Raw genomic sequence first — 25,408 nt, 5'->3', positions numbered from 1 at the left:
GTAGCAATGTATGCCAGCAAAAGTAGTGGTAATAGGCAGTTTGAACATGGACCTGGTGACCCGGGCGCCGCGCTTGCCCAAGGGCGGTGAAACGCTGATTGGTCAGTCGTTTGCCACCGTCTCCGGCGGCAAGGGCGCCAATCAGGCCGTGGCTGCGGCGCGGCTCGGAGCCCAGGTGTCGATGATCGGCTGCGTGGGCAATGACGCCTATGGTGAGGCGCTGCGCGGGGCGCTGTTGGCCGAGCAGATCGATTGCCAGGCGGTGAGCACCATTGACGGTTCCAGCGGCGTGGCGTTGATCGTGGTCGACGACAGCAGTCAGAACGCCATCGTGATCGTTCCCGGTGCCAACGGTGCATTGACCGCTGAAGCCATTGACCGTTTTGATTCGGTGATACAAGCGGCGGACGTGCTCATCTGTCAGCTGGAAGTGCCCGATGCCTCCGTTGGCCATGCGCTCAAGCGCGGTCGCGAGCTGGGCAAGACGGTCATCCTCAACCCGGCGCCGGCCAGCCGTCCGTTGCCATCGCACTGGTACGGGTCTATCGATTACCTGATTCCCAACGAGAGCGAAGCGTCGGCCTTGAGCGGAGTGTCTGTGGACTCCCTAGAGACCGCCCAGGCCGCGGCGACCCGGCTGATTGCCCTGGGCGCCGGCAAGGTGATCATCACCCTCGGCGCGCAAGGTTCGCTGTTTGCCGATGGCCAGCGCTTCGAGCATTTCCCCGCGCCGGTCGTAAAGGCTGTCGATACCACGGCGGCGGGCGATACGTTCGTCGGTGGTTTCGCTGCGGCGTTGGCTGCGGGGCAGGATGAAGTGCAGGCGATCCGCTTCGGTCAGGTGGCTGCGGCGCTGTCGGTCACCCGTGCCGGCGCGCAACCGTCGATTCCCGCCTTGAGCGATGTACAGGCGTTTAAAACTCCATGAAAAAGACTCCCTTGCTCAACATCGCTTTGTCACGGCTGATCGCCTCATTGGGGCATGGCGACATGGTCGTCATCGGTGACGCCGGTCTGCCGGTTCCACCGGGCGTCGAATTGATCGACCTGGCCTTGACCCAGGGCATTCCGGATTTTGTCAGCACCCTGAAGGTGGTGCTCAGTGAGATGCAGGTCGAAAGCCATGTGCTGGCTCAGGAGATTTTCGATAAGAAACCGTCGGCCCTGATCGTGCTGGATGAACTGAGCGGCGAAGGCGCACTGGGGCGGCGTGAGGTGCTCAGCCATGAACAATTCAAGGTCCTGAGCCGGCAGGCGAGGGCGATTGTTCGTACAGGCGAGTGCCAACCGTACTGCAATATTGTGCTGGTCGCTGGCGTAACGTTTTAACTGGCTGTCCGTGCTTTGATTTCCCCGGCGCAAGGAGCGCGCCACGTATCGCTATGCTCAGAAACTGCACCCACTGCTCCGGAGTCTGCTGCTTTTGTCCCTGATTACCGCAACAAACGCCCAGGCGGCACAAAAAATCGACTTGATCATCGACACCGACCCTGGCGCTGACGATGTCGTTGCCTTGTTGTTCGCCCTGGCGTCGCCGGACGAGCTGAATGTTCGGGCGCTGACCACCGTTGCGGGCAACGTCCGCCTGGACAAGACCTCGCGCAATGCGCGACTGGCCCGCGAGTGGGCAGGGCGCGAAGAGGTGCCGGTCTATGCGGGCGCGCCGAAGCCCCTGATGCGCACACCCATCTATGCCGAGGACATTCATGGCACGGAAGGGTTGTCCGGCATTGCTGTGCATGAACCCAAACAAGGCCTGGCCAAGGGCAGTGCCATCGCTTATCTGATCGACACCCTGAAATCCGCCGAGCCCCACAGCATTACCATCGCCATGCTTGGTCCGCAGACCAACCTGGCCCTGGCGCTGATCCAGGAACCGGGTATCGTCCAGGGCATCAAGGAAGTGGTGGTCATGGGCGGTGCGCACTTCAACGGCGGCAACATCACGCCGGTGGCTGAATTCAACCTGTTCGCCGATCCGCAAGCCGCCGAAGTGGTGCTCAAGAGTGGCGTGAAACTGACCTACCTGCCGCTGGATGTGACCCACAAGATCCTGACCAGCGACGCGCGTCTGCAACAGATTGCGGCGCTGAACAACAATGCGAGCCGTTTGGTGGGCGACATTCTCAATGAATACATCAAAGGCGACATGGAGCACTACGGCATTTCGGGTGGCCCGGTGCATGACGCCACGGTGGTCGCCTACCTGCTCAAGCCGCAATTGTTCAGCGGCCGCTCGGTCAACGTGGTGGTCGACAGCCGCGAGGGACCGACGTTCGGGCAAACCATCGTTGACTGGTATGACGGCCTGAAAGCGCCAAAGAATGCGTTCTGGGTTGAAAGCGGCGATGCCCAGGGCTTCTTCGATCTGCTGACCGAGCGTCTGGCCCGTCTGAAGTAAGTGTCATGGCCCGCAGGTGCCTGCGGGGGTCACTCCCGCCCGCTGATAGTTTCGGACTTCTGGTCCGACAGATGCTTCTCGAAAATCTGTTCGATGAACGATTGGGCGGCTTCGGTTCCCAGGTCCCTGACCAGCAGGTCGATACCGATAATGGCAAGCTCTTCCGTGCTGCTTGGACTGTAGGAGCTGTGGCCGTCTTGCCACTTGGCCTTGATGTCAGCGTCGATGCTTACGGTGGTCATGATGGCACTCGTGAAGTCGGGGGAAAGTCTGAGTGCCGAGTTAACCATTTTGCGGGGCTTTTGACACGTCGACTTAGGCACGAAAGAAGGGCTATGCGACACTTGGTCCTTGACGAATATTCAAGGAATGCGCCGTGCAAATCGATTTGAACTCTCCAGATGGCCTGACCCTTGAGGCCGTGCGTCAGTTGCTGGCCGGCGCCAGTGACGATGAGCACACCCAGTTGCGGGTCACCAAGGGAGGTATTGCGTACATCTCCTCGGGTGTCGTGGGCGGTACCGATATCGACGGGTTGTTGTTCCGGCTCGAAACCTGGGCCAAGGGCTCCGGTTATGTCGGGCGAGTCGCGGCCAGCGATGAAGTCTGGGTCATGCAAATCTTCAATGCCTTGAAGGAGAACTGGCCCAATCCTCCTTACGACTACATCGACGTCTATTGAGCGTCGTTCATATTCAGTCACGATTCAGTGATTAAGGGGAGTGCGGTGCTCAGGCAGAATCGCGGCTCGTCCGGATTGCGGGCAGGGTGCTGGCACTGCCTGCCTGTGAAACCAAACCCCGGTCTGGTTGTCGCACGATCTCAGCTTAATCATTGAATAAGGAGGCTTCATGCCTTGGAAGCTCGCGTCATTGGGTACTTTGCTGGCCGTTGCCACGTTGGCCGGTTGCAGCACAGCCTCTACGGAGTCGGCAAACGCGGATGTGGCGACGACTGACACGGGTCACAGCCGCTGTGAAGCGAAGGCTGCGGAGTTCACCATCGGCAAACAGGCATCGCCGCAGTTGCTTGAGCAGGCGCGTACCCGCGCAGGGGCACAAAGCGCGCGGTTCCTGCTGCCGACCGATATGGTGACGCTGGAGTACCGTTCCGATCGCCTGAACCTGAATACCGATGCCGGCAGGGTGGTCACCCGGGTCAACTGCGGCTGATCCCCAGGCTTTTGTTTCACCCATAAAAAACCCCGTCACATGGACGGGGTTTTTTTAGTGCGCCTGGAAATTACTCTGGGCGAACTTGAGCAGCTTGCATACCCTTTTGGCCTTTCTCAGCCACGAAGGAAACAGTCTGGCCTTCTTTCAGGCTTTTGAAACCGTCGCTTTCGATAGCTTTGAAGTGTACGAACAGGTCGTCACCGCCACCTTGAGGAGTGATGAAGCCGAAGCCTTTTTCATCGTTGAACCATTTAACGGTGCCGGTTTGGCGATTAGACATGGTGTATCTCCAAGAAACATATATTTTCAGTAGTACTGTGCTGCTCAGGCCAACTGGGCACACCCGAGTATCATAGTCGAAATGTTCGGTTTGGGACCCCCCCAGACGCGCTGTTTGCTTTCATATTGCACGTCTTTCACCGCAATGAATGGCTGTGAGCCCCGGTTTCAGGGGGTTTGCGCTGCAAAACAGGGGATTAAAAAAACCCGTAAAAGCTGCGTAAATTATGTGAATCAGCCGATATTTGGTTGTTTTAGGGCCCCGGATCACTCAAAAAACGTCCTGCGCAGCGCTATTTCTGGACTCTGCACACCGAGATTTCTTTCAGTGCGCGCTGGCTCAATTCAGGGCCAGCTGGATTGTTTTTGTCCATCAACTGCGCGATCTCCTGGGTGGTGAATTTCTTCTCCAGAACGTCGGCGCCGCATGAACAGTGCTTCTTCGCTTCGGCCGGGTTGACAGTTTGGCTGGCAGCTTTTGTGCAATCGCTCATGTACTGGGCTTTCACACCATTTGGCCAGGCCGCGTGTGCGCTCAGTGGCAGCAACAGGGCAAGCGGGGCGGCAAAGGCAAAAAGACGGATAAGGCGCATGACAGGAACTCCTTGGGGTCGATATCTGTGGCGATTCTCAGTCAGTTTGAGGCATCTCGTATATCTCAAGTTCACTCTGCGCCATAAAAGGGAGGAAATTTTCACCGTCTGATTGCGTGCAGGCCGATAACCGTTCATCTGTGCTAGCATGCCCCGCTCGGGCGTTTGCAGGCTCCGACGGACCTTCAGTCCCGGTGGCGGCAGATGCACGATTAACCCTGATTTGAATCCCAGTCACTCTGGTTCGGTTTTCCGGTTGGCCGCAAGGCTCCTGCCGCTGTAAGGCAGGCGTTCGTCATTGAATGGCCTGGACCGGATCTTGTACTGGCTCATCCCAACCCACGTGACCTTTGGTAGGGGTCACCACTAGGAGAGGAGGCGCCATGCCAACTATTACTCTTCCCGACGGCAGTCAACGTTCATTCGATCACCCGGTTTCCGTAGCCGAGGTCGCCGCATCCATCGGTGCAGGCCTGGCCAAGGCCACTGTTGCCGGCAAGGTCAATGGCAAGCTGGTCGACGCCAGCGACATCATCGACAGCGACGCGTCGCTGCAAATCATCACGCCAAAGGATGAAGAGGGGCTGGAGATCATTCGCCACTCTTGCGCCCACCTGGTTGGCCACGCGGTCAAGCAGTTGTACCCGACCGCCAGAATGGTCATCGGTCCGGTCATCGACGAAGGCTTCTATTACGACATCGCCTTCGAGCGTCCTTTCACTCCGGACGACCTGGCGGCCATCGAACAGCGCATGCAGCAGCTGATCGAGAAAGATTACGACGTGATCAAGAAGGTCACTCCGCGCGCCGAAGTGATCGAAGTGTTCAAGGCCCGTGGCGAAGACTACAAGTTGCGCCTGGTCGAAGACATGCCGAATGAACAGGCCATGGGCCTGTACTACCACGAAGAATACGTCGACATGTGCCGCGGTCCGCACGTGCCGAACACGCGCTTCCTGAAATCCTTCAAGCTGACCAAGCTGTCCGGCGCCTACTGGCGTGGCGATGCCAAGAACGAGCAATTGCAGCGCGTCTACGGCACCGCATGGGCGGACAAGAAGCAACTGGCGGCTTACATCCAGCGCATCGAAGAAGCCGAAAAACGCGATCACCGCAAGATCGGCAAGCGCCTGGGCCTGTTCCACACCCAGGAAGAGTCGCCGGGCATGGTGTTCTGGCACCCGAACGGCTGGACTTTGTACCAGGTGCTCGAGCAATACATGCGCAAGGTTCAGCGCGACAACGGCTATCTTGAAATCAAGACGCCGCAAGTGGTTGACCGCAGCCTGTGGGAGAAATCCGGGCACTGGGCCAACTACGCCGACAACATGTTCACCACCCAGTCGGAAAACCGCGACTACGCGATCAAGCCAATGAACTGCCCGTGCCACGTGCAGGTGTTCAACCAGGGCCTGAAGAGCTACCGCGAGCTGCCGATGCGCCTGGCCGAGTTCGGTGCATGCCACCGTAACGAGCCATCGGGTGCCTTGCACGGCATCATGCGTGTGCGCGCATTCACCCAGGACGACGCCCACATCTTCTGCACCGAAGAGCAGATGCAGGCCGAGTCCGCCGCGTTCATCAAGTTGACCATGGACGTCTACGCCGATTTCGGCTTTAAAGATGTCGAGATGAAACTGTCCACTCGTCCGGAAAAACGCGTCGGTTCCGACGAGCTTTGGGATCGCGCCGAAGCGGCACTGGCCGCAGCCCTTGACAGCGCGGGCCTGCCGTACGATCTGCAGCCGGGCGAAGGTGCGTTCTACGGTCCGAAGATCGAGTTCTCGCTGAAAGATTGCCTCGGTCGCGTCTGGCAATGTGGTACCCTGCAGCTCGATTTTAACCTGCCTGTGCGTCTGGGAGCCGAATACGTCTCCGAAGACAACAGCCGCAAGCACCCGGTGATGTTGCACCGGGCGATCCTGGGGTCCTTCGAACGGTTCGTCGGAATCCTGATCGAGCACTACGAGGGGGCGTTCCCTGCGTGGCTGGCTCCGACCCAGGCAGTGGTGATGAATATCACTGATAAACAGGCTGATTTTGCCGCCGAAGTGGAAAAAACTCTCAACGAAAGCGGGTTTCGTGCCAAGTCTGACTTGAGAAATGAAAAGATCGGCTTTAAAATCCGCGAGCATACTTTGCTCAAGGTTCCCTATCTCTTGGTTATCGGAGATCGGGAGGTCGAGATGCAGACTGTCGCTGTGCGTACTCGTGAAGGTGCTGACCTGGGCTCGATGCCCGTCGCCCAGTTCGCTGAGTTCCTCGCCCAAGCGGTTTCCCGGCGTGGTCGCCAAGATTCGGAGTAATTATTATTAAGCGTGAAATGAGACAAGATAAACGAACTGCACCGAAAGCCCCGATCAACGAGAATATCTCGGCACGCGAGGTTCGGTTAATTGGGGCTGAAGGTGAACAGCTCGGGATTGTGTCAATCGAAGACGCGCTTCTTAAGGCTGAAGAGGCCAAGCTGGATCTGGTGGAGATTTCCGCCGATGCAGTACCACCTGTTTGCAAACTGATGGACTACGGCAAATCGATCTTCGAAAAGAAGAAGCAGATTGCTGCGGCCAAGAAAAACCAGAAGCAGATTCAAGTTAAAGAAATCAAGTTTCGTCCAGGGACGGAGGAAGGGGATTACCAGGTAAAACTGCGCAACCTGGTACGTTTCCTGAGTGACGGGGACAGGGCCAAGGTATCCTTGCGATTCCGCGGCCGTGAGATGGCCCACCAGGAGCTGGGGATGGAACTCCTCAAGCGAGTTGAAGGTGACTTGCTCGAGTACGGTTCGGTCGAACAGCATCCTAAGATGGAAGGACGCCAGCTGATCATGGTCATCGCCCCGAAAAAGAAGAAGTAATCAACAGGGCACGGCAGGCCTTCTGATTATGTTTATCAACTGAATGCGGAGTATCCGAACATGCCAAAAATGAAGACCAAAAGTGGTGCTGCTAAGCGGTTTCTGAAAACTGCTAACGGTATCAAGCACAAGCACGCTTTCAAGAGCCACATCCTGACCAAAATGTCGACCAAGCGTAAGCGTCAACTGCGCGGTAGCAGCTTGCTGCATCCGTCTGACGTGGCAAAAGTCGAGCGCATGCTGCGCCTTCGTTAATTTTAGTCAAGAATAGAGGAAGTAACTCATGGCTCGTGTAAAGCGTGGCGTCATTGCCCGTAAGCGTCACAAAAAAATTCTGAAACTTGCTAAAGGCTACTACGGCGCACGCTCCCGCGTATTCCGTGTTGCCAAGCAAGCGGTAATCAAGGCAGGCCAATACGCCTACCGTGACCGTCGTCAGAAAAAACGTCAGTTCCGCGCTCTGTGGATCGCTCGTATCAACGCTGGTGCTCGTATCAACGGTCTGTCCTACAGCCGTTTCATCGCCGGCCTGAAAAAAGCGTCCATCGAGATCGACCGTAAGGTTCTGGCTGATCTGGCAGTGAACGAAAAAGCGGCGTTTGCTGCGATTGTCGAGAAAGCTAAAGCCACCTTGGCTTAAGTACCCCCGACAGTCACCCGGCTTCGCATCTGTGGGGCCAGGTGTTAAACGTCATAAATAGGGGAAGAGCCTTCAAGCTCTTCCCCTATTTTGTATCTGGAGTCTGTACATGGAAAACCTGGATGCGCTCGTCTCTCAAGCACTAGAGGCTGTGCAAAGCGCTGAAGATATCAATGCCCTGGAGCAAATCCGGGTTCACTACCTTGGCAAGAAGGGTGAATTGACTCAGGTGATGAAGACACTGGGGAATTTGCCGGCAGAAGAGCGTCCGCAGGTCGGTGCGCTGATCAACGTTGCCAAGGAGCGTGTCACAGAGGTCCTTAATGCGCGCAAGGCATTGTTTGAAGAAGCCGATCTGGCTGCCAAACTCTCTGCCGAGTCCATTGACGTGACCCTGCCTGGCCGTGGTCAGACCTCCGGTGGTCTGCATCCGGTTACCCGCACTCTGGAACGCGTCGAACAGTTCTTCACCCGTATCGGCTACGGCATCGCCGAAGGCCCCGAGGTCGAAGACGATTATCACAACTTCGAAGCGCTCAACATCCCAGGCCATCACCCGGCCCGGTCGATGCATGACACCTTCTATTTCAATGCGAACATGCTGTTGCGCACCCATACCTCGCCGGTACAGGTCCGCACCATGGAGTCCAAGCAGCCGCCGATCCGCATCGTCTGCCCAGGCCGCGTCTACCGCAGCGACTCCGATATCACCCACTCGCCGATGTTCCACCAGGTCGAAGGCCTGCTGATCGATCGCGACATCAATTTCGCCGACCTCAAAGGCACCATCGAAGAGTTCCTGCGGGTGTTCTTCGAAAAAGAACTGGCCGTGCGTTTCCGTCCTTCGTACTTCCCGTTCACCGAGCCATCCGCTGAAGTCGACATGGAATGCGTGATGTGCAGCGGTAAAGGCTGCCGCGTCTGCAAGCAGACCGGCTGGCTGGAAGTGATGGGCTGCGGCATGGTTCACCCGAACGTGCTGCGCATGTCCGGTATCGACCCGGAAGAGTTCTCGGGCTTTGCCTTCGGCATGGGCGTTGAGCGTCTGGCCATGCTGCGTTACGGCGTGAACGACTTGCGTCTGTTCTTCGACAACGACTTGCGGTTCCTCGCGCAATTTCGCTAGTCGTAACGAATTCTTAGGAGAGCAGGATGAAATTCAGTGAACAATGGCTGCGTGGCTGGGTTAGCCCGCAGGTAAGTCGCGCCGAGCTGGTTGCTCGTCTGTCGATGGCCGGTCTTGAGGTCGATAGCGTTACGCCGGCCGCCGGTGTTTTCAGTGGCGTGGTGGTTGGCGAGGTGCTGAGCACCGAGCAGCACCCGGACGCCGACAAGCTGCGCGTATGCCAGGTCAGCAACGGTTCGGAAACCTTCCAGGTGGTTTGCGGTGCGCCCAACGTGCGCCCGGGCCTGAAGATTCCTTTCGCCATGATCGGCGCCGAGTTGCCAGGTGACTTCAAGATCAAGAAGGCCAAGCTGCGTGGCGTTGAGTCCAACGGCATGCTGTGCTCGCAATCCGAGCTGCAGGTCGGTGAAGGTAACGACGGTCTGATGGAGCTGCCGGCCGATGCGCCGGTGGGCAAGGATTTCCGCGTTTACCTGGACCTGGAAGACGCCAGCATCGAGGTCGACCTGACCCCGAACCGTGGCGACTGCCTGTCCCTGGCCGGCCTGGCCCGTGAAGTGGGTGCTTTGTACGCCGCTCCGGTCAGCCGTCCGGTAGTGGCTTCGGTGCCTGCCGCGCATGACGAAGTGCGTTCGGTAGAAGTGTTGGCACCCGCCGCGTGCCCGCGTTATCTGGGTCGTGTAATCCGTAACGTCGACCTGTCCAGGCCTACGCCGCTGTGGATGGTAGAGCGTCTGCGTCGTGCCGACGTGCGCAGCATCGATGCTGCCGTCGACATCACCAACTACGTGATGCTGGAACTGGGTCAGCCGCTGCACGCCTTCGATCTCGCCGAAATCAACGGCGGCATCCGTGTGCGCATGGCCGAAGACGGCGAGAAGCTGGTGTTGCTCGACGGTCAGGAAGTCAGCCTGCGTAGCGATACGCTGGTGATTGCCGACCACTCCCGCGCACTGGCAATCGCTGGTGTCATGGGTGGCGAGCACAGCGGTGTGTCCGCGACCACACGTGATGTGTTCCTGGAAAGTGCCTTCTTCGACCAGATCGCCGTGGCAGGCAAGGCCCGTTCCTATGGCCTGCACACCGATGCATCCCATCGCTATGAGCGTGGCGTGGACTGGCAACTGGCCCGCGAGGCCATGGAGCGCGCGACTGGCCTGCTGCTGGAAATCACCGGCGGTGAAGCGGGTCCGATCATCGAGACTGTCAGCGAGCAGCACCTGCCGAACATTGCTCCGGTCACCCTGCGTGCCCAGCGCATTACCCAGATGCTGGGTATGGAAATGGATTCGGCTGAAGTGGAGCGCCTGCTCAATGCCTTGGGCCTGACTATTACGGCCGACGGGGCAGGGCAGTGGCGCGTAGAAGTGCCAAGCCATCGCTTCGATATCAGTCTGGAAGTCGACCTGATCGAAGAACTGGCACGCCTGTACGGCTACAACCGTCTGCCGGTTCGTTATCCACAAGCGCGTCTGGCGCCGCAAGCCAAGGCCGAAGCCCGTAGCGACCTGCCTGAACTGCGCCGCCTGCTGGTTGCCCGTGGATATCAGGAAGCAATTACCTACAGCTTCATCGATCCGAAACAGTTCGAACTGTTTAATCCGGGTGTTGAGCCGTTGCTGCTCGCCAATCCGATCTCCAATGACATGGCCGCCATGCGTTCGTCCTTGTGGCCGGGTCTGGTCAAGGCGCTTCAGCACAACCTGAACCGTCAGCAGGATCGCGTACGCCTGTTCGAAAGCGGCCTGCGTTTCGTTGGTCAGCTTGAAGGCTTGAAGCAAGAGCCGATGCTCGCCGGTGTGGTTTGCGGCAGTCGCTTGCCGGAAGGCTGGGCGCAGGGTCGCGATACCGTCGACTTCTTTGACGTCAAGGCTGACGTGGAAGCGGTACTGGGCTTCGCCGGTGCCCTGGATGCGTTCACTTTCGTGCCAGGCAAGCACCCGGCATTGCACCCGGGCCAAACCGCACGCATCGAACGCGATGGTCGTCTGGTCGGCTTCATTGGCGCGATCCACCCCGAGTTGTCGAAAACGCTCGGTCTCGACCGTCCGGTCTTCGTCTTCGAGTTGGTTCTGGCGGAAGTCGCATCGGGCAAAATGCCTAAATTCCACGAGTTATCGCGCTTTCCTGAAGTGCGTCGTGACCTTGCACTGATTGCGCACAAAGATGTTGCAGCCACGGCTGTACTGGACGTAATCCGTGAAAATGCAGGCGAATGGCTGACAGACCTCAGGCTATTTGACGTGTATCAAGGTAAAGGCATTGATCCTGATAGAAAAAGCCTCGCAGTCGGCTTGACCTGGCAGCATCCATCGCGCACTCTTAATGACGATGAGGTGAATACCGCAACGCAAAACATCCTCACCTCGCTCGAACAAAGGTTGAACGCCACGTTAAGGAAGTGACGTATGGGGGCTCTGACGAAAGCTGAGATGGCGGAACGTCTGTATGAAGAGCTGGGCCTGAATAAACGGGAGGCCAAGGAATTGGTCGAACTGTTTTTTGAAGAAATCAGGCACGCTCTCGAAGACAACGAACAAGTCAAATTGTCCGGTTTCGGCAATTTCGACCTTCGGGACAAACGCCAGCGGCCTGGCCGCAATCCGAAAACGGGGGAAGAAATCCCGATCACGGCTCGCCGTGTGGTCACCTTTCGTCCAGGGCAGAAGTTGAAGGCCCGAGTTGAGGCTTATGCTGGAACCAAGTCATAACGACGAGCTCCCCGTCATCCCGGGCAAACGCTACTTCACCATTGGTGAAGTCAGCGAGCTGTGTGCGGTAAAACCACACGTGCTGCGCTACTGGGAGCAGGAGTTTCCTCAGCTCAACCCGGTCAAACGCCGCGGAAACCGCCGGTATTATCAGCGCCAGGACGTGCTGATGATCCGGCAGATCCGCGCGCTTCTTTATGACCAGGGGTTCACCATCGGCGGAGCGCGTTTGCGTTTGTCCGGTGATGAAGCCAAAGACGACACCACCCAATACAAGCAAATGATCCGCCAGATGATCGCCGAGCTCGAAGATGTTCTGGTTGTACTCAAGAAATAAATTCTCGCTTTTAAATACTTCCAGTTTTCAAAAGCTTGCGATATATTCTTGAGCGTTCCTCGAGATGAGGAACGGGTAACACGCCTAGTCGGGGCGTAGCGCAGTCCGGTAGCGCACTAGCATGGGGTGCTAGGGGTCGAGTGTTCGAATCACTCCGTCCCGACCATATTTTTCAATGAAAAGCCCAACTCTAATCGGTTGGGCTTTTTCATTGGTGAGCGGGGCGAAGGTTTTCCTCCCGCCAGAGATTCGTCGTTCTCACCCGCGCTTTCTTCCAAGCTGAATCATACATTCGGTGCATCGCGTTGCCGTTGTACGGTAAAACCCAGTCCTTGCTCTGACCGTGCTGTAGGCGTCCGCCCATTCATCCAACTCGATACGATCAAACGCCACGCTCTGTTTTCCGACAAGCGCTTGCGTGATCGCCTTGTCACTGCCGATTTACGGCCTGCCAGGCCTGCACCAACAAAATCCCTACACCGAAGCGAAAAAAACAGCCTGATCGGATGCGTCAACATCCAGGCTGACCACCATCCCCGCAGATTGTCCCGGCAAGTCCCGCCAAGCCTCCTATAGATACATTTTTGATGATTATTGATTTTCTAATCCCCCCTCCATCCGCTTTAAATGCGCCTCGAGGAAGGTAAGCAAAGACAGGTCCTGCAGTTCGCTTTGACGCAAGCTTCTGATGCCGCCAAATCCGCATCTGCTCCTCCTCATCTTGTGGGCTGTTCTCCCCACACCTTCAACCGGGACACGCAGACGAAAGTTCACACGCCGCATTTCGGTTTTTCCCCGGTTCGAGACTGGGTTAAACCGCACAAAGGAGGGATGCCAGGATGCTGATAAAAATCGAAAAAGCGCGGACACCGCAAGACTGGAATGTCTGGATGAACGCGTGGTGCGTCACGTTTCGCAGCTATGCCGAAGCTCTGGCGTTCGTGAACAGACTGGAAGGCAGGATAAATGCACCACACCTGTTGCCTGTCAGCGAAGACAGGCTTGTATTGGAACGGTAAACCCCCCGACAAATGCCGGGGGATCTGCGCGAGTTGGCGCGGGTTCTATTTCGATACCACGATGCCTGCTGGCTTCCAGGTGCCTTCGCCAGCCGGCAGGACTGAAGGTGGCGTCTCCTTGGGCCAGTAGAGGCGCATCACCAGGTAAATCGGGCCGTCGGGGGCGGGCAGCCAGTTGCCTTCCAGCGCCTTGCCGGGCGAGGTCCGTTGGATGTAGAGGGTCAGTGACCCGTCGGCATTCTTTTTCATGCCGGGCAGCATGGGCGAGTTCAGTAGATAGCGGTCGATCGGGTTCTTGATAAGGAGCTGTGTTTTGCCGTCGTACATCGTCACCGACCAGAAGGCGTTCACTGGCGGCAGTTGCCCCGCCGGGAAGGTGAGTGTGTAGTTATGCTTGCTGCCATCGAGTGGTTCGCCGGTCGCGGTTGTGCGGGTGATGGGGTAAGTGGCTTCCACGGCATCGTTGCCGTAAATACCGCCTTTGGCCGCGCCCGCGCGCTTCAACCAGTCGCCATTGTAGAAATGGCGGTCGCCAAAGTACGAGCCGATGCCCCAGCCATTGACGTTCTTGAGTCCGCCGGACAACCACTTGTCCACCTTCTCGTCACCTTCCTTCATGCCCAGCAGGACAGCGGCCTTGTGCTCGAGCGAGAGGTCCTGGAGCTTGAAGCTCTTGCCCGGTCCAATGCCGATTTTCGCGATTCGAGCCCGAATGTCCCGGTCTTCCGGTGTTGGCGGTACATACTGGAGCGCGGCATCAAGATATTCGAAGAAGTTCTCCTTGATCCCCGCAGTGGTGGTTGGAGGGAAATTGATAACCGGCGATGCAGGCGCCGCCGGTTGCTTCAAAAACGCCGATAGCGGCTGGGCTTTGTAGCCGGACTGCACCTTGACCACATTCGGCATGTCCTTGGGATTGAAGAGCTGGGTTCGGTAGCCGGCCACCGTGAAGGGCGTTGTCGAATGGAAAACTTTGCTGATGCCGGGTGGCATGGAGCCCTTCCAGTCAGGCCCGACCACCATGTAGTTACCTGGGCCGTTCCCCGTGGTGCGGCTGCCGATGTAGCCGTAGTTGTAGGTGTTGCCGTCGATCAGTTGCACCGAGTAATACCGTTTCTTTTCCACGGCGGGTACCGTGAGCACCATGGGCTCAGCGCGCAGATCCAGCCAGAGGAAGGAGTAGGGGGTATCGCTGTTGGGCGTGACGATGGCCGTATCCTGGTAAGTGAAGACACGGGGTTCGTTCTTGATCTGGTTGAAGGGGGCCTTGAACTGCGGGCCGCTTTTGTCCACGGCGTACTCATACATGACCGCATAGTTCATTACGATCGGCAGTCCGTAGATGAAGGCTTCCTCGGCGATGGCCTTCGTTTCCGTGAGGCTGGGCGCGGCGATGCCCTTGGCTGCATCGGCTTTTTCGGCCTGGGCCACGGGGTCGTTCTTGCTGGCACAGCCTGATATAAGCGCCACCGAAGCGGCAGCGATGGCGATCCATTTCATGCAAGTTGAATATTCCGGTTTCATCCTTTGTCGCTCCTGACCAAATCATCTCTGCCCTGGATGTCTTGATCAGCGTTTGAACACGTCGAGACTCCAGCTGGTTTACTGCCGTATCTGAGCGTAGGTCATGAAGCAAACCCCCGCTATTGACTGGGGGGCAGCCAATGTTGGGGGCAAACTTCTTGGATTGCGGCAAGCAGTCAACTGAAGTGAAGTGGCGACTAATGAGGGGCGTCAGCTGGTTTCTTTTCCGGAACGATGAAACGCACTGTCGTACTGGTAAGGATCTTGTGAGTCGGGTCGGCCACTTCAAGAAGAACCTGGTGAGTGCCAGGGGGCAGTCCGACCAGGATAATCGGGTCTTCACTGGTGTGTGCCCATGTACCTTTCCAGTCGTCGACGGTCACGTGAAGATGCCCGAGGCGGGGTGATACATCAGCCGCCGCCTTACCAAACACCGGCATGATCCTCGCGTGCTCTGCGCGGTATTGGATAATGACGACTCCGCGGGCAAGAGGCTCGGCAAGCGGCGGCTCGGCAATGAGTCTGGGCGCCGTCTCAGATTCAAGGGGAAGTATTGCCGGTGGGTGATAGGCGTCTGCTATTTCTTCACCGCGCGCGGCTGCGCAAAAGAACACCGCCAAAGCAAAGGCCAATGGATTTCTGAGAGAGAGGGACATGGTGTTTTTCTCCCGGGTGATCTCATTCAAGCCTAGATCAAACCGAGTATTGCCCCCGTGTGTATTTGAAATCTGAATCGGCTGCTTGTTTCATCGACCGGTTGAGCCCACAGGTGGCTGCAGCCCTTCGCGACAGATAGCAGCGCGTCGAATGCAGAGCGCTCAGCTTCTATATTTCAGCGCCTCCACAAACGCAGAAAAGGCGGGAGATGCCTGGCGTCTGTTGGGGTAATACAAATGGTAGCCCTGAAACTCAGGGCACCAGTCGGCCAAGACTTCTTTGAGTCGGCCGTCGGTTAGATACGGTGCTACCAATTCCTCTGGTACATAGGCCAGGCCAACGCCATCAACGGCGGCATTGAGAACATGCATGATGCTGTTGAACACAAGTTGTCCATCTGCCTTGACTGTAAAAGCCTGGCCATTTCTTTCAAATTCCCATGCGTAGATCACACCTGATGGTCTATGTCGGATATTCACGCAGTCATGCCCGGTCAACTCATGGGGGGTTGTGGGTGCCGGGTTGCGTTCGAAGTATTCTGGAGAACCCACTACTGCCAACCGCCAATCCGGCCCTATGCGAACGGCGATCATGTCCTTGCTGATCGATTCGCCCAGGCGAATACCCGCATCAAATCGCTCCTCGACCACGTTGGTGAACCCATAGTCGACGTAGAACTCCAGTGTGATATCCGGGTAGCTCTTCAGGAAGCTCGCAAGCATCGGCCGAATGCACAACTCAATCTGATCGTCAGTACAGGAAATACGAATCGTGCCCCTGGGCTTGTCCCGCAGCTCGCCCAGCGCTTCAAGCTCGGCGGTGATCTGGTCAAAAAGCGGGGCGATCGAACGCATCAACCTTTCTCCCGCCTCTGTGGGCGACACATTGCGCGTCGTGCGGGCCAGCAGCCGTATCCCCAGTCTTTGTTCAAGTGCCCGGATCGTATGACTCAGCGCAGAAGGCGTAACGCCCAGTTTGGCGGCGGCCTTGGTAAAGCTTTGGTCGCGCGCCACCGCCAGAAAAGCCTGGAGATCGTTGACTTTGGTATTGGCCATTGCTGAATTTTTCTCAAAACCACATGAAGATTATCCTTACTAATCAAGATATCTCGATTCCGTCAAGCTCTGTCACCTATCTGGAACGGAGTACTGATGATGAGCGAGACACCTGCAACCTTCCTTGAAGCTACAGAAGCCTTGCCCCCTCGAGGGCTTGATCGGCGTGAGTTCGTGAAGGCCACCGGCGTCAGCATTGCGGCTCTTGGCGTCCTTTCGGGCGCAGTCGGCCCCGCCTTCGCAGCTGACTCAAAAAGTGCAGGCAGCCCGCCGGAAGGTGCCGACAACTTTTACAAAAGCGACAAGGTCACCGTGCAAAAGGTGACCTTCAAGAACTCATACAATCTTCAAATTGTGGGCAATCTTGTAACGCCCAAGAATCTGGCTGCAAACGCTAAAGCGCCTGCCATTATCGTCGGGCATCCCATGGGAGCAGTCAAAGAGCAAAGCTCCATGCTCTATGCACAAAAGCTGGCGGAACAAGGCTTCGTCACGCTCGCGATTGACTTGCCTTTCTGGGGAGAGAGTGAGGGCCTGCCTCGAAACCAGGTCGCCCCCGAAATGTACGCCGATGCGTTCAGCGCTGCAGTTGACTACCTGGGTACGCGGGATTTCATTGATCGCAAGCGTATCGGCGTACTGGGTATCTGTGGCAGCGGTGGCTTTGCCATCAGTGCGGCCAAGATGGATTCTCGTTTGAAAGCCGTGGCCACTGTCAGCATGTACGACATGGGCGCTGTCACCCGTCATGGTCTGGGGCACTCAGTGACTGCCGAGCAACGCCAGGCCATGCTCGTCAAAGCCGCCGAGCAACGCTACGGCGAGTTCTCTACCGGGCAAATGCATTTCCTCAACTATTTGCCAGTGCAGCTTGGTAAAGATGCTGACCCGGTCATACGTGAATTCTGGGACTTCTACCGTACGCCACGCGGTATCCATATCCCTCATGGCAGAACGTTGGAGCTGACGCAAAACCGCGCCTTGACCAGTGAAGTCCGGTTCGTGAATTTCTATCCATTCAACGATATCGAGACGATTTCCCCGCGGCCGCTGCTGTTCATCGCTGGCGATCAGGCGCACTCCAGAGAGTTCAGCGAGGAGGCCTACCAACGTGCCGCCGAACCTAAGGAACTGGCCTGGGTTCCCGGCGCGGGGCACGTGGATCTGTACGACCGTGTGAACTTGATTCCCTGGACCAGACTCACCGCCTTTTTTACCCGGCATCTGACGGTGGTCGGCTAAAAGACCTGTGTTTCAGCCAACCACTATTTGATGAGAGGTTTTTAATGACGACTCAAGTATTCGACTCCCCGGCTGGTGATGCCCTCGGCACGCCGGGGGCTGGGGAACTGCAGGCTTACTGGAGTGGCATCTTTGCGATGACACTGTGCGTATTCGCACTCATCGCCTCGGAGTTCATGCCTGTCAGTTTGCTCACACCGATTGCATCGGATCTGCAAATCAGTGAAGGACTGGCCGGGTATGGGATCGCCATCTCCGGCGCCTTCGCGGTGCTGACAAGCCTTTCGATTTCCAGGCTTGCTGGCTCAATGGACCGCAAGACGCTGTTGCTGCTACTGACCGGGATTATGTGTGTGTCGGGGTTGGTGGTCGGTCTGGCGCCAAACTATACGGTGTACATGATGGGGCGTGCGCTGATCGGCGTGGTGATCGGCGGATTCTGGTCGATGTCGGCGGCAATGGCCATGCGCCTGGTACCGTCCCATAGCGTGCCCAAGGCTCTGGCAATCTTCAACGGCGGCAATGCTTTGGCAACCGTAGTGGCCGCACCACTGGGAAGCTATCTGGGCAGCGTCATGGGTTGGCGGGGGGCTTTTTTCTGCCTTGTTCCGGTAGCGATCATCGCGTTGATCTGGCAGTGGATCAGCCTGCCAGCCATGACGGCGGCGCCGCGCAAAGCGGGCGCGGGCAATGTCTTTCGATTGTTCAAGAGCCCATTGGTCAGTTTTGGCATGTTGAGTGTGGGCACTTTCTTCATGGGGCAGTTTGTATTGTTCACCTATCTGCGCCCGTTCCTGGAGACCGTCACCGGTGTAGATGTCTCCATGTTGTCGATGATCCTGCTGGTCATCGGTGTGGCGGGTGTCATCGGAACCATTCTGATCGGCACTTTCCTGAAAGTCGGCATGTACCGCGTCCTGGTCTGCATTCCACTGTTGATGGCCGCCATTGCACTTTCCTTGATTGTCCTTGGCGGCGGAGTCGTGGCAGCTTTTGTATTGCTGGGGCTGTGGGGCCTGGCCGCGACAGCGGCACCTGTGGGGTGGTGGTCGTGGTTGGCCAAGGCGTTGCCCGGGGATGCTGAAGCGGGTGGCGGCCTGATGGTGGCAGTCATTCAGCTATCCATTGCGCTGGGCTCTACCCTCGGCGGGCTGCTGTTCGATGGGAGCGGTTATCGCATGACATTTCTTGCAAGCGCTATCTTGCTGGTACTTGCGGCAGTGACGACGTTTTTCACATCGCGAAACCAGGGTTAACAGAAAGCAGATGCCAAGAAGCTGTTTCGTAGCTCAAGCCTTGATAGCGAAGTTATGTAGCACCCAGGTTTTGATGCCGCAATGACTTGCTGCGAGGGCATGAAGGGAGTCATCGAATGTGGGTGGTTCAGCCCCAAATATAGGGTGAGCGAACCCCGTGATGGGGAATTTTTCACCACCCGAATAGACCGTTTCAGTGCAATCGCTGGGCCCGGCTTTACCCATGCCAAATGGCTTGGATTTTGCTCCGGTGCTCATACTGAAGCATTCATTGAATGCGGTATCCGGAGATTCGAGCCATGTGGGCAAAAACTCTGCTTCTCGGCGTCGTGTTTGGAATCGGGATCGTTACCAGCGGCTTGGCTACGAGTATGATCCTGTTTTGGTGCGAGTTGTGTTAACCGATATCCCTTGCGCTTCAGGCACCGGCGATCACGGCCCGGTGACCCTCAATACGGCTGGACACTTCCGTTGAGCCGCTCTGATTGACGCAATACCGCTCTCTTCAAGGATACAGCGGGAGTGAGGTCGTCTGGCATGTTGTTCCTCCAGTTCTTGAGGAACGCCTGGCAGGTGGAAACACACGCAGCGGGCATGCGCTTCAGGCGTAAACTGAACAGGGTGCAGCCTGCATTGAAAAGCGTTGCACCCGGAGGTGATGCCATGCGCTCAATATCCGTTTGCACCTCGATCGCACTGCTGGCGCTGTTCATGGTGCCACTTGCCACCGCTGCGCCTTCGGTCGACGTCGTCTTCAATAACCCCGAAAAATTCAGCGATGCCAGCCTGGACAGTCCGGGCTATGAACGTGGGGCCGATCCTTATGTCATGAAAGAGCTGCGCAGCTACATCCAGAAGCTTGGCGAGCGGTACCTGCCAGCCGACCAGCAACTGCAAATTGAAATACGCAACATCGACCTGGCCGGTCGTTACGAACCCTGGAGGATAAATGCCTATGAGGTGCGCTTCATGCGCGACATTACCTGGCCGAGCATCGATCTACATTATGTACTCAAACAAAATGGCCAGATCGTGAACCAGGCCGATGCCAGAGTCATGGATCAGTTCTACCTCCAGCGGCCGGGGCGTGCGAACAGAAGTGACAGGCTCTACTCCGAGAAGGCGATGCTCTCGGACTGGTTCCAGAGACAATTCGCCGGGCAACATCAGAGCGGGTTGAATTGAACCACCCTGCGCTCTGAATCCGTGTTCGGCTTGAAGAAACAAGGGCCAGAAAGTAAAAAGCCCGGCGCTGGGCCGGGCTCTCTGTAGATGGGCCAAATCCCTTTGGCTGACCGTATTGTGCTAGATAGGTGTGACGAAAGTGTGACATCAGAATACGAAATGCCGTGGCGTAACCGTTGGGCCAAGTGCTGCTGGAGTACGACACGACATCAAAACTTTCGATACGCTCTGCTCAGTACTCCACAATGGTTTTGGGGCAATCGAATGGCGGTCAGTGACGCGCCACTGAATGACTTGAGCATTCGCCCAAGTGGGATTTGTCTTTAATCTGCTCCGAGGATTGATCGAGATGGCGCATTCACTTCGATACCAAATAGGCGAATCCGTCCGCACTATCGAGGCCGAGGTGGGGAAGCTGCTCGATCTGGCTGCAACGCTCAGAGAAGCAGGGGATGAAGAAATGGCCGTAGCTGTCTCGACCCAGGCGAACAAGCTGCTTGAAGCAGCAGTGGCGCTGAGGATTGCGATGTCAGGCTGACTGTTCGCGCTGCGCTCCAGGCTGACCCAGCTCGAAGCACTGCATTGCCCTTAACGCCGATCCAGCCAAACCGTCTGTGCATTACAGAATTCGCGCACTCCGAAGTGCGAGAGCTCCCGGCCAAAGCCACTCTTCTTCACGCCACCAAAACTGACACGCGGATCGCTGGCGCTATAGCCGTTGATGAACACGCCACCGGTTTCAAGTTCGCCAGCCATCTGCCGGGCGAGTTCGCCATTGCGCGTGTAAATAGTGGCGGTGAGGCCGAACTCGCTGTCATTGGCCAGCGCCAGCGCATGGGCGGCGTCTCGGGCCGTGATGATTGAAGCCACGGGACCAAACAGTTCCTGTCGGAAGGATGTCATCTGATCGGTCACGTCGCCCAGTACAGTGGGTTCGTAGTAGTTGCCGGTGCCTTCGGCCTTCTTTCCACCCAGCAGCAAGGTCGCGCCTTCTTCCAGTGTGTCGCGCACCTGTTGGTCCAGTTCGTCGCGCAGGTCAAAGCGCGCCATTGGGCCGATGTAAGTGGTGGAGGCGAGTGGATCACCGATAACCAGTCGTTGGGTGGCCTCGACGAACTTGCGGGTAAATTCCTCTGCAATGCCTTGCTCGACAATCAGGCGTTTGGCAGCGGCGCAGACTTGTCCGGTGTTTTGATAGCGCCCGATCACGGCGGCTTTGACCGCCTCATCGAGGTCCGCGTCGTCGAGCACGATAAACGGGTCGGAGCCGCCCAGTTCCAATACGCATTTCTTCAGTGCAGCTCCGGCCTGAGCGCCGATGGCCATGCCCGCACGCACACTACCGGTGAGGGTGACAGCCGCGATGCGTGGATCGGCGATCGCCTTGGATACACCGTCCGGGGTGACGTTGATGACCTCGAAGACACCTTCAGGAAAATCCGCCTGCTTGACGGCTTCCAGCAGCAGGTAGGCGCTGCCCATGACGTTTGGCGCGTGCTTGAGCACGTAGGTATTGCCGGCGAGCAGGGTAGGGACCGCGCCGCGCAGCACTTGCCAGATGGGGAAGTTCCACGGCATCACGGCGAGAATCGGGCCGAGCGGGCGATATTCAATGTGTGCTTTGCCGCCTTCGACCAGGGTCGATTCTGCGCTGAGCATGGCGGGACCGTGTTCGGCGTACCACTCGCAGAGCTGTGCGCATTTTTCAATTTCGCCACGGGCCTGAGCAATCGGCTTGCCCATTTCCAGGGTGATCATGTTGGCCATGGCCTCTGCATTGTTGCGCAAGGCCTGGCCGAGGTTGATCAACCGCTGCGCGCGTTGCTCTACCGGCTTGCCGCGCCAGGCCCGAAACCCGCTAGTGGCCCGCGTCAGCGCGGCCTGTAATGCCGAATCGGATTCGAAAGGGTACTGGCCGATCTGCTCACCCGTGGTCGGGTTGATCGAAATGGCATGGGTAAGGCTGGATACGTGGGTCATGGCACCGTCCTGCTAGGTAGGAATGTGCTCAGGTTATGGGGGTATATGTTTTATGAAAACTGAATAATACTGAGCATAACGTTCACGTTTGGAGAATGACTTGGATCTGGTCCAGCTCGAAATTTTCAAGGCTGTCGCCGAGCACGGCAGCATCAGCGTGGCCGCCCAGCATATCCACCGGGTGCCATCGAATCTCACCACCCGAATCAAGCAGCTTGAGCAGGACCTGGGTGTGGATCTGTTTATCCGCGAGAAGAGCCGCCTGCGCTTGTCGCCAGCCGGTTGGAGCTTCCTGGATTACGCTCGACGTATTCTCGACCTGGTTCAGGAGGCGCGGGCCACCGTAGCGGGCGAGGAGCCGCAAGGCGCCTTCGCCCTGGGTTCGCTGGAAAGCACTGCAGCGGTACGAATTCCAGAGCTATTGGCTGCCTATAACCAGAAGCACGCGAAGGTCGAACTGGACCTGTCCACCGGCCCCTCCGGGACCATGATCGACGGGGTGCTGTCGGGGCGGCTGGCCGCGGCATTTGTCGATGGGCCGGTGTTGCATCCGGCGCTGGAAGGCGTACCGGCATTCGAGGAGGAGATGGTCCTGATCGCGCCACTCAATCATGAGCCGATTCATCGGGCCAAGGATGTGAATGGCGAAAACATCTATGCCTTCCGTTCCAACTGCTCCTATCGCCATCATTTCGAAAGCTGGTTTGCCAATGGCGCGGCGGTGCCCGGCAAGATTTTCGAAATGGAGTCCTATCACGGCATGCTGGCCTGCGTCAGCGCCGGGGCCGGCCTGGCGCTGATGCCACGCAGCATGCTCGAAAGCATGCCGGGGTGTACGACGGTCAGCGTCTGGCCGTTGTCGGAGTCGTTCCGCTATCTGCGCACCTGGTTGGTGTGGCGCCGGGGGACGGTGTCGCAGAGCCTCACGATGTTTGTGCGCTTGCTGGAGGAGCGTGGTGTCGCGTTGATCGATAAATAGTGGAAAGTTAACGGTCAGCGCTGAAAAACCGGATAATGGCGGCCAAATCGTTTAGCTCGTTATTCTGGTAATCGCACATGGAAATCAAGGTCAACTTTCTCGACAACCTTCGACTTGAGGCCAAGTTCGACGACTTCACGGTGATCGCCGATCAACCCATTCGCTACAAGGGTGATGGCTCGGCGCCGGGGCCGTTCGATTATTTCCTGGCTTCGTCGGCGTTGTGTGCGGCGTACTTCGTGAAGTTGTATTGCGAGACTCGCAATATCCCCACCGAAAATATCCGCCTGTCGCAGAACAACATCGTTGACCCGGAAAACCGCTACAACCAGATTTTCAAGATTCAGGTCGAATTACCGGCGGACATCTCCGCCAAGGACCGCCAGGGGATCTTGCGCTCCATTGACCGTTGCACGGTAAAGAAGGTGGTGCAAACCGGGCCTGAGTTCGTGATTGAAGAGGTCGAAAACCTCGACGCCGATGCCCAGGCGCTGCTGATGCCGCACTCGACCTCCGAGGCGGGCACCTACATTGCGGGCAAGGACCTGCCGCTGGAGCAAACCATCGCCAACATGTCGGGCCTCCTGGCCGACCTGGGCATGAAGATTGAAATCGCTTCGTGGCGCAACATCGTTCCCAATGTGTGGTCGCTGCACATCCGCGATGCGCACTCGCCGATGTGTTTTACCAATGGCAAAGGCGCGACCAAGGAAGGCGCGCTGGCATCGGCGTTGGGCGAGTTTATCGAGCGGCTCAACTGCAACTTTTTCTATAACGATCAGTTCTGGGGGGAGGACATCGCCAATGCGGCGTTTGTGCATTACCCGGACGAGCGCTGGTTCAAGCCGGGCCCGAAGGACGAACTGCCGACTGAAATCCTCGACGAGTACTGCCTGAAGGTTTACGACCGGGATGGCGAGTTGCGTGGTTCGCATCTGTACGACACCAACTCCGGCAACACCCAGCGCGGCATTTGTTCGCTACCGTTTGTGCGCCAGTCGGACAATGAGGTGGTGTACTTCCCGTCCAACCTGATCGAAAACCTGTTCCTGAGCAATGGCATGAGCGCCGGCAACACCCTGGCCGAAGCGCAGGTGCAGTGCCTGTCGGAAATCTTCGAACGCGCGGTCAAGCGCGAAATCCTCGAAGGTGAAATGGCCCTGCCGGACGTGCCGCAGGAAGTACTGGCGAAATACCCGGGCATTCTGGCCGGTATCCAGGCCCTGGAAGAGCAGGGCTTCCCGGTGCTGGTCAAGGATGCGTCGCTGGGCGGGGAGTTCCCGGTGATGTGCGTCACCTTGATGAACCCGCGTACCGGTGGCGTATTTGCCTCGTTCGGCGCGCACCCAAGCCTGGAAGTGGCGCTGGAACGCAGCCTGACGGAACTGCTGCAGGGTCGCAGTTTTGAAGGCTTGAATGATCTGCCGCAGCCGACCTTCGAAGGGCAGGCGGTGACTGAGCCGAACAATTTCGTGGAGCACTTTATCGATTCCAGCGGTGTGGTGTCGTGGCGCTTCTTCAGTGCCAAGCCGGACTTCGAATTCGTTGAGTGGGATTTCTCCGGTCAAGGCGAAAACTCCAATGCCGAAGAAGCCGCGACCTTGTTCGGCATTCTCGAAGACATGGGCAAAGAAGTGTACATGGCGGTCTATGAGCATATCGGCGCCAAGGCCTGCCGCATTCTGGTGCCGGATTACTCGGAAATTTATCCGGTCGAAGATTTGATCTGGGATAACACCAACAAGGCGCTGCAGTTCCGCGCCGACATCCTGAATCTGCACAGCCTGAGCAAAGTCGGCCTGCGATCGCTGGCCCAGGGGCTGGAAAGCAGCGAGCTGGATGATTACACCGACATCACCACCTTGATCGGCATCGAATTCGACGACAACACGCCTTGGGGCAAGTTGACGATCCTGGAGCTGAGGCTGCTGATTTATCTCGCCTTGCAGAAGTTTGATCAGGCCAAGGATCTGGTGGAAGCCTTCTTGCAATACAACGACAACACCGTCGAGCGCGGCCTGTTTTATCAAGCGGTGAACGTCGTGCTGGAAATGCAGCTGGACGATGATCTGGAACTGAGCGACTACGAGGTCAACTTCCGCCGGATGTTCGGTGACGAGCGGATGGACGCGGCGATAGGGTCGGTCGATGGCAGCGTACGTTTCTATGGTCTGACACCGACGAGCATGAAACTGGAAGGCCTCGACAGGCACCTTCGTCTGATCGACAGCTATAAGAAGCTACATACGGCGCGGGCCGGGGTGGCGACGTTATTCAGCTGAAAGCGCTGACAAAAAAGCACCTTGGGTGCTTTTTTGTTTTTTGGCGGCCAGCACAATCTTCCCTGTGCGGTGGACTCGCTTTTTGGCCATGACCTGGGCAGTGGCTGGCA

27 protein-coding genes and 1 tRNA gene are annotated in these 25,408 nt (G+C 57.5%); 21 read left to right on the top strand and 7 right to left on the bottom strand.

Annotated elements, in window-relative coordinates:
- The first annotated feature begins 10 nt into the window (after positions 1 to 10).
- The 3 genes from rbsK (at position 11) to AB7M25_RS19715 (ending at position 2,401) form a co-directional block, all read left to right on the top strand.
- Entirely contained in the window at positions 11 to 928 is a 918-nt protein-coding gene (rbsK, locus tag AB7M25_RS19725) for a ribokinase (protein ID WP_454237872.1), read from the top strand.
- Entirely contained in the window at positions 925 to 1,329 is a 405-nt protein-coding gene (gene rbsD / locus AB7M25_RS19720) for a D-ribose pyranase (protein WP_454237871.1), read from the top strand. Before rbsK ends, rbsD begins: the two co-directional genes overlap by 4 nt.
- A gap of 94 nt (positions 1,330 to 1,423) precedes the next feature.
- Positions 1,424 to 2,401, top strand: coding sequence for a nucleoside hydrolase (locus AB7M25_RS19715; RefSeq protein ID WP_454237870.1), 978 nt, complete (start codon positions 1,424 to 1,426; stop codon positions 2,399 to 2,401).
- Positions 2,402 to 2,430: 29 nt separating this feature from the next.
- Here AB7M25_RS19715 and AB7M25_RS19710 read toward each other — a convergent pair whose 3' ends face one another.
- Positions 2,431 to 2,643, bottom strand: coding sequence for a hypothetical protein (locus AB7M25_RS19710; RefSeq protein WP_429381724.1), 213 nt, complete (start codon positions 2,641 to 2,643; stop codon positions 2,431 to 2,433).
- 134 nt (positions 2,644 to 2,777) lie between these two features.
- Between AB7M25_RS19710 and AB7M25_RS19705 the strand changes: the two genes are divergently transcribed.
- Positions 2,778 to 3,083, top strand: coding sequence for a hypothetical protein (locus AB7M25_RS19705; RefSeq protein ID WP_007975706.1), 306 nt, complete (start codon positions 2,778 to 2,780; stop codon positions 3,081 to 3,083).
- Between the two features lie 169 nt (positions 3,084 to 3,252).
- Positions 3,253 to 3,573 carry an I78 family peptidase inhibitor gene (locus AB7M25_RS19700; RefSeq protein WP_104449607.1) on the top strand — a complete coding sequence of 107 codons (321 nt, stop codon included), beginning with the start codon at positions 3,253 to 3,255 and terminating at the stop codon, positions 3,571 to 3,573.
- A 70-nt stretch (positions 3,574 to 3,643) separates the two neighbouring features.
- On the opposite strand, the gene AB7M25_RS19695 is transcribed toward AB7M25_RS19700, so the two are convergent.
- The gene (locus AB7M25_RS19695; RefSeq protein ID WP_003179963.1) at positions 3,644 to 3,856 is read right to left on the bottom strand and encodes a cold-shock protein; all 213 of its coding nucleotides are present in this window, start codon (positions 3,854 to 3,856) and stop codon (positions 3,644 to 3,646) included.
- A gap of 292 nt (positions 3,857 to 4,148) precedes the next feature.
- Positions 4,149 to 4,448: a hypothetical protein gene (locus AB7M25_RS19690; protein ID WP_007975709.1), complete on the bottom strand. Its 300-nt coding sequence runs from the start codon at positions 4,446 to 4,448 to the stop codon at positions 4,149 to 4,151.
- 383 nt (positions 4,449 to 4,831) lie between these two features.
- Between AB7M25_RS19690 and thrS the strand changes: the two genes are divergently transcribed.
- The 10 genes from thrS (at position 4,832) to AB7M25_RS19640 (ending at position 13,138) form a co-directional block, all read left to right on the top strand.
- Positions 4,832 to 6,754 carry a threonine--tRNA ligase gene (thrS, locus tag AB7M25_RS19685; RefSeq protein WP_104449606.1) on the top strand — a complete coding sequence of 641 codons (1,923 nt, stop codon included), beginning with the start codon at positions 4,832 to 4,834 and terminating at the stop codon, positions 6,752 to 6,754.
- Entirely contained in the window at positions 6,754 to 7,305 is a 552-nt protein-coding gene (gene infC / locus AB7M25_RS19680; RefSeq protein WP_172435703.1) for a translation initiation factor IF-3, read from the top strand. The genes thrS and infC overlap by 1 nt, the downstream gene beginning before the upstream one ends.
- Before the next feature lie 60 nt (positions 7,306 to 7,365).
- Positions 7,366 to 7,560, top strand: a complete 195-nt coding sequence (gene rpmI / locus AB7M25_RS19675) for a 50S ribosomal protein L35 (RefSeq protein WP_002553160.1) — start codon at positions 7,366 to 7,368, stop codon at positions 7,558 to 7,560.
- Between the two features lie 28 nt (positions 7,561 to 7,588).
- Positions 7,589 to 7,945: a 50S ribosomal protein L20 gene (gene rplT / locus AB7M25_RS19670; protein ID WP_007905879.1), complete on the top strand. Its 357-nt coding sequence runs from the start codon at positions 7,589 to 7,591 to the stop codon at positions 7,943 to 7,945.
- 109 nt (positions 7,946 to 8,054) lie between these two features.
- Positions 8,055 to 9,071, top strand: coding sequence for a phenylalanine--tRNA ligase subunit alpha (gene pheS / locus AB7M25_RS19665; protein WP_007975711.1), 1,017 nt, complete (start codon positions 8,055 to 8,057; stop codon positions 9,069 to 9,071).
- A gap of 26 nt (positions 9,072 to 9,097) precedes the next feature.
- Complete coding sequence (gene pheT / locus AB7M25_RS19660) at positions 9,098 to 11,476, top strand: phenylalanine--tRNA ligase subunit beta (protein ID WP_454237869.1); 2,379 nt, start codon at positions 9,098 to 9,100, stop codon at positions 11,474 to 11,476.
- Between the two features lie 3 nt (positions 11,477 to 11,479).
- On the top strand, positions 11,480 to 11,782 hold the full coding sequence (ihfA, locus tag AB7M25_RS19655) for an integration host factor subunit alpha (RefSeq protein WP_002553164.1): 303 nt from the start codon (positions 11,480 to 11,482) through the stop codon (positions 11,780 to 11,782).
- The gene (locus AB7M25_RS19650; RefSeq protein ID WP_003179985.1) at positions 11,763 to 12,119 is read left to right on the top strand and encodes a MerR family transcriptional regulator; all 357 of its coding nucleotides are present in this window, start codon (positions 11,763 to 11,765) and stop codon (positions 12,117 to 12,119) included. The genes ihfA and AB7M25_RS19650 overlap by 20 nt, the downstream gene beginning before the upstream one ends.
- An 89-nt stretch (positions 12,120 to 12,208) precedes the next feature.
- Positions 12,209 to 12,285: transfer RNA gene (locus AB7M25_RS19645), tRNA-Pro, on the top strand.
- 673 nt (positions 12,286 to 12,958) lie between these two features.
- Positions 12,959 to 13,138 (top strand): hypothetical protein, encoded by a 180-nt coding sequence (locus AB7M25_RS19640; protein WP_218474664.1) that lies wholly within the window; start codon positions 12,959 to 12,961, stop codon positions 13,136 to 13,138.
- 45 nt (positions 13,139 to 13,183) lie between these two features.
- On the opposite strand, the gene AB7M25_RS19635 is transcribed toward AB7M25_RS19640, so the two are convergent.
- From AB7M25_RS19635 to AB7M25_RS19625, 3 genes are all read right to left on the bottom strand, one after another.
- Positions 13,184 to 14,662 (bottom strand): DUF1254 domain-containing protein, encoded by a 1,479-nt coding sequence (locus AB7M25_RS19635; protein WP_454237868.1) that lies wholly within the window; start codon positions 14,660 to 14,662, stop codon positions 13,184 to 13,186.
- 197 nt (positions 14,663 to 14,859) lie between these two features.
- A complete protein-coding gene (locus AB7M25_RS19630) occupies positions 14,860 to 15,318 on the bottom strand; it encodes a DUF6130 family protein (protein ID WP_454238370.1) in 459 nt (152 codons plus the stop codon).
- Positions 15,319 to 15,480: 162 nt separating this feature from the next.
- Positions 15,481 to 16,374, bottom strand: coding sequence for a LysR family transcriptional regulator (locus AB7M25_RS19625; RefSeq protein ID WP_454237867.1), 894 nt, complete (start codon positions 16,372 to 16,374; stop codon positions 15,481 to 15,483).
- Between the two features lie 96 nt (positions 16,375 to 16,470).
- Here AB7M25_RS19625 and AB7M25_RS19620 point away from each other — a divergent pair, with 96 nt between their 5' ends.
- The 4 genes from AB7M25_RS19620 (at position 16,471) to AB7M25_RS19605 (ending at position 20,595) form a co-directional block, all read left to right on the top strand.
- Positions 16,471 to 17,616: an alpha/beta hydrolase gene (locus tag AB7M25_RS19620; protein WP_429517915.1), complete on the top strand. Its 1,146-nt coding sequence runs from the start codon at positions 16,471 to 16,473 to the stop codon at positions 17,614 to 17,616.
- Between the two features lie 44 nt (positions 17,617 to 17,660).
- Positions 17,661 to 18,872 carry an MFS transporter gene (locus AB7M25_RS19615; RefSeq protein WP_429517913.1) on the top strand — a complete coding sequence of 404 codons (1,212 nt, stop codon included), beginning with the start codon at positions 17,661 to 17,663 and terminating at the stop codon, positions 18,870 to 18,872.
- A gap of 663 nt (positions 18,873 to 19,535) precedes the next feature.
- Positions 19,536 to 20,057, top strand: coding sequence for a DUF3016 domain-containing protein (locus AB7M25_RS19610; protein WP_454238369.1), 522 nt, complete (start codon positions 19,536 to 19,538; stop codon positions 20,055 to 20,057).
- Positions 20,058 to 20,406: 349 nt separating this feature from the next.
- Complete coding sequence (locus AB7M25_RS19605) at positions 20,407 to 20,595, top strand: hypothetical protein (RefSeq protein ID WP_429517908.1); 189 nt, start codon at positions 20,407 to 20,409, stop codon at positions 20,593 to 20,595.
- Between the two features lie 50 nt (positions 20,596 to 20,645).
- Here the strand turns inward: AB7M25_RS19605 and AB7M25_RS19600 are convergent, their stop codons facing one another.
- The gene (locus tag AB7M25_RS19600; protein WP_429517907.1) at positions 20,646 to 22,037 is read right to left on the bottom strand and encodes an aldehyde dehydrogenase family protein; all 1,392 of its coding nucleotides are present in this window, start codon (positions 22,035 to 22,037) and stop codon (positions 20,646 to 20,648) included.
- A gap of 100 nt (positions 22,038 to 22,137) precedes the next feature.
- Between AB7M25_RS19600 and ptrR the strand changes: the two genes are divergently transcribed.
- Complete coding sequence (ptrR, locus tag AB7M25_RS19595; protein WP_007980886.1) at positions 22,138 to 23,016, top strand: putrescine utilization regulator PtrR; 879 nt, start codon at positions 22,138 to 22,140, stop codon at positions 23,014 to 23,016.
- A gap of 77 nt (positions 23,017 to 23,093) precedes the next feature.
- A complete protein-coding gene (locus AB7M25_RS19590; protein WP_429389916.1) occupies positions 23,094 to 25,298 on the top strand; it encodes an OsmC domain/YcaO domain-containing protein in 2,205 nt (734 codons plus the stop codon).
- The last annotated feature ends 110 nt before the right edge of the window (positions 25,299 to 25,408 follow it).

The organism is Pseudomonas sp. AP3_22 TE3818 (assembly GCF_053628995.1).
Note: the sequence above shows the minus strand (reverse complement) of the source record. Positions and strands in the feature narration are given on the sequence as shown.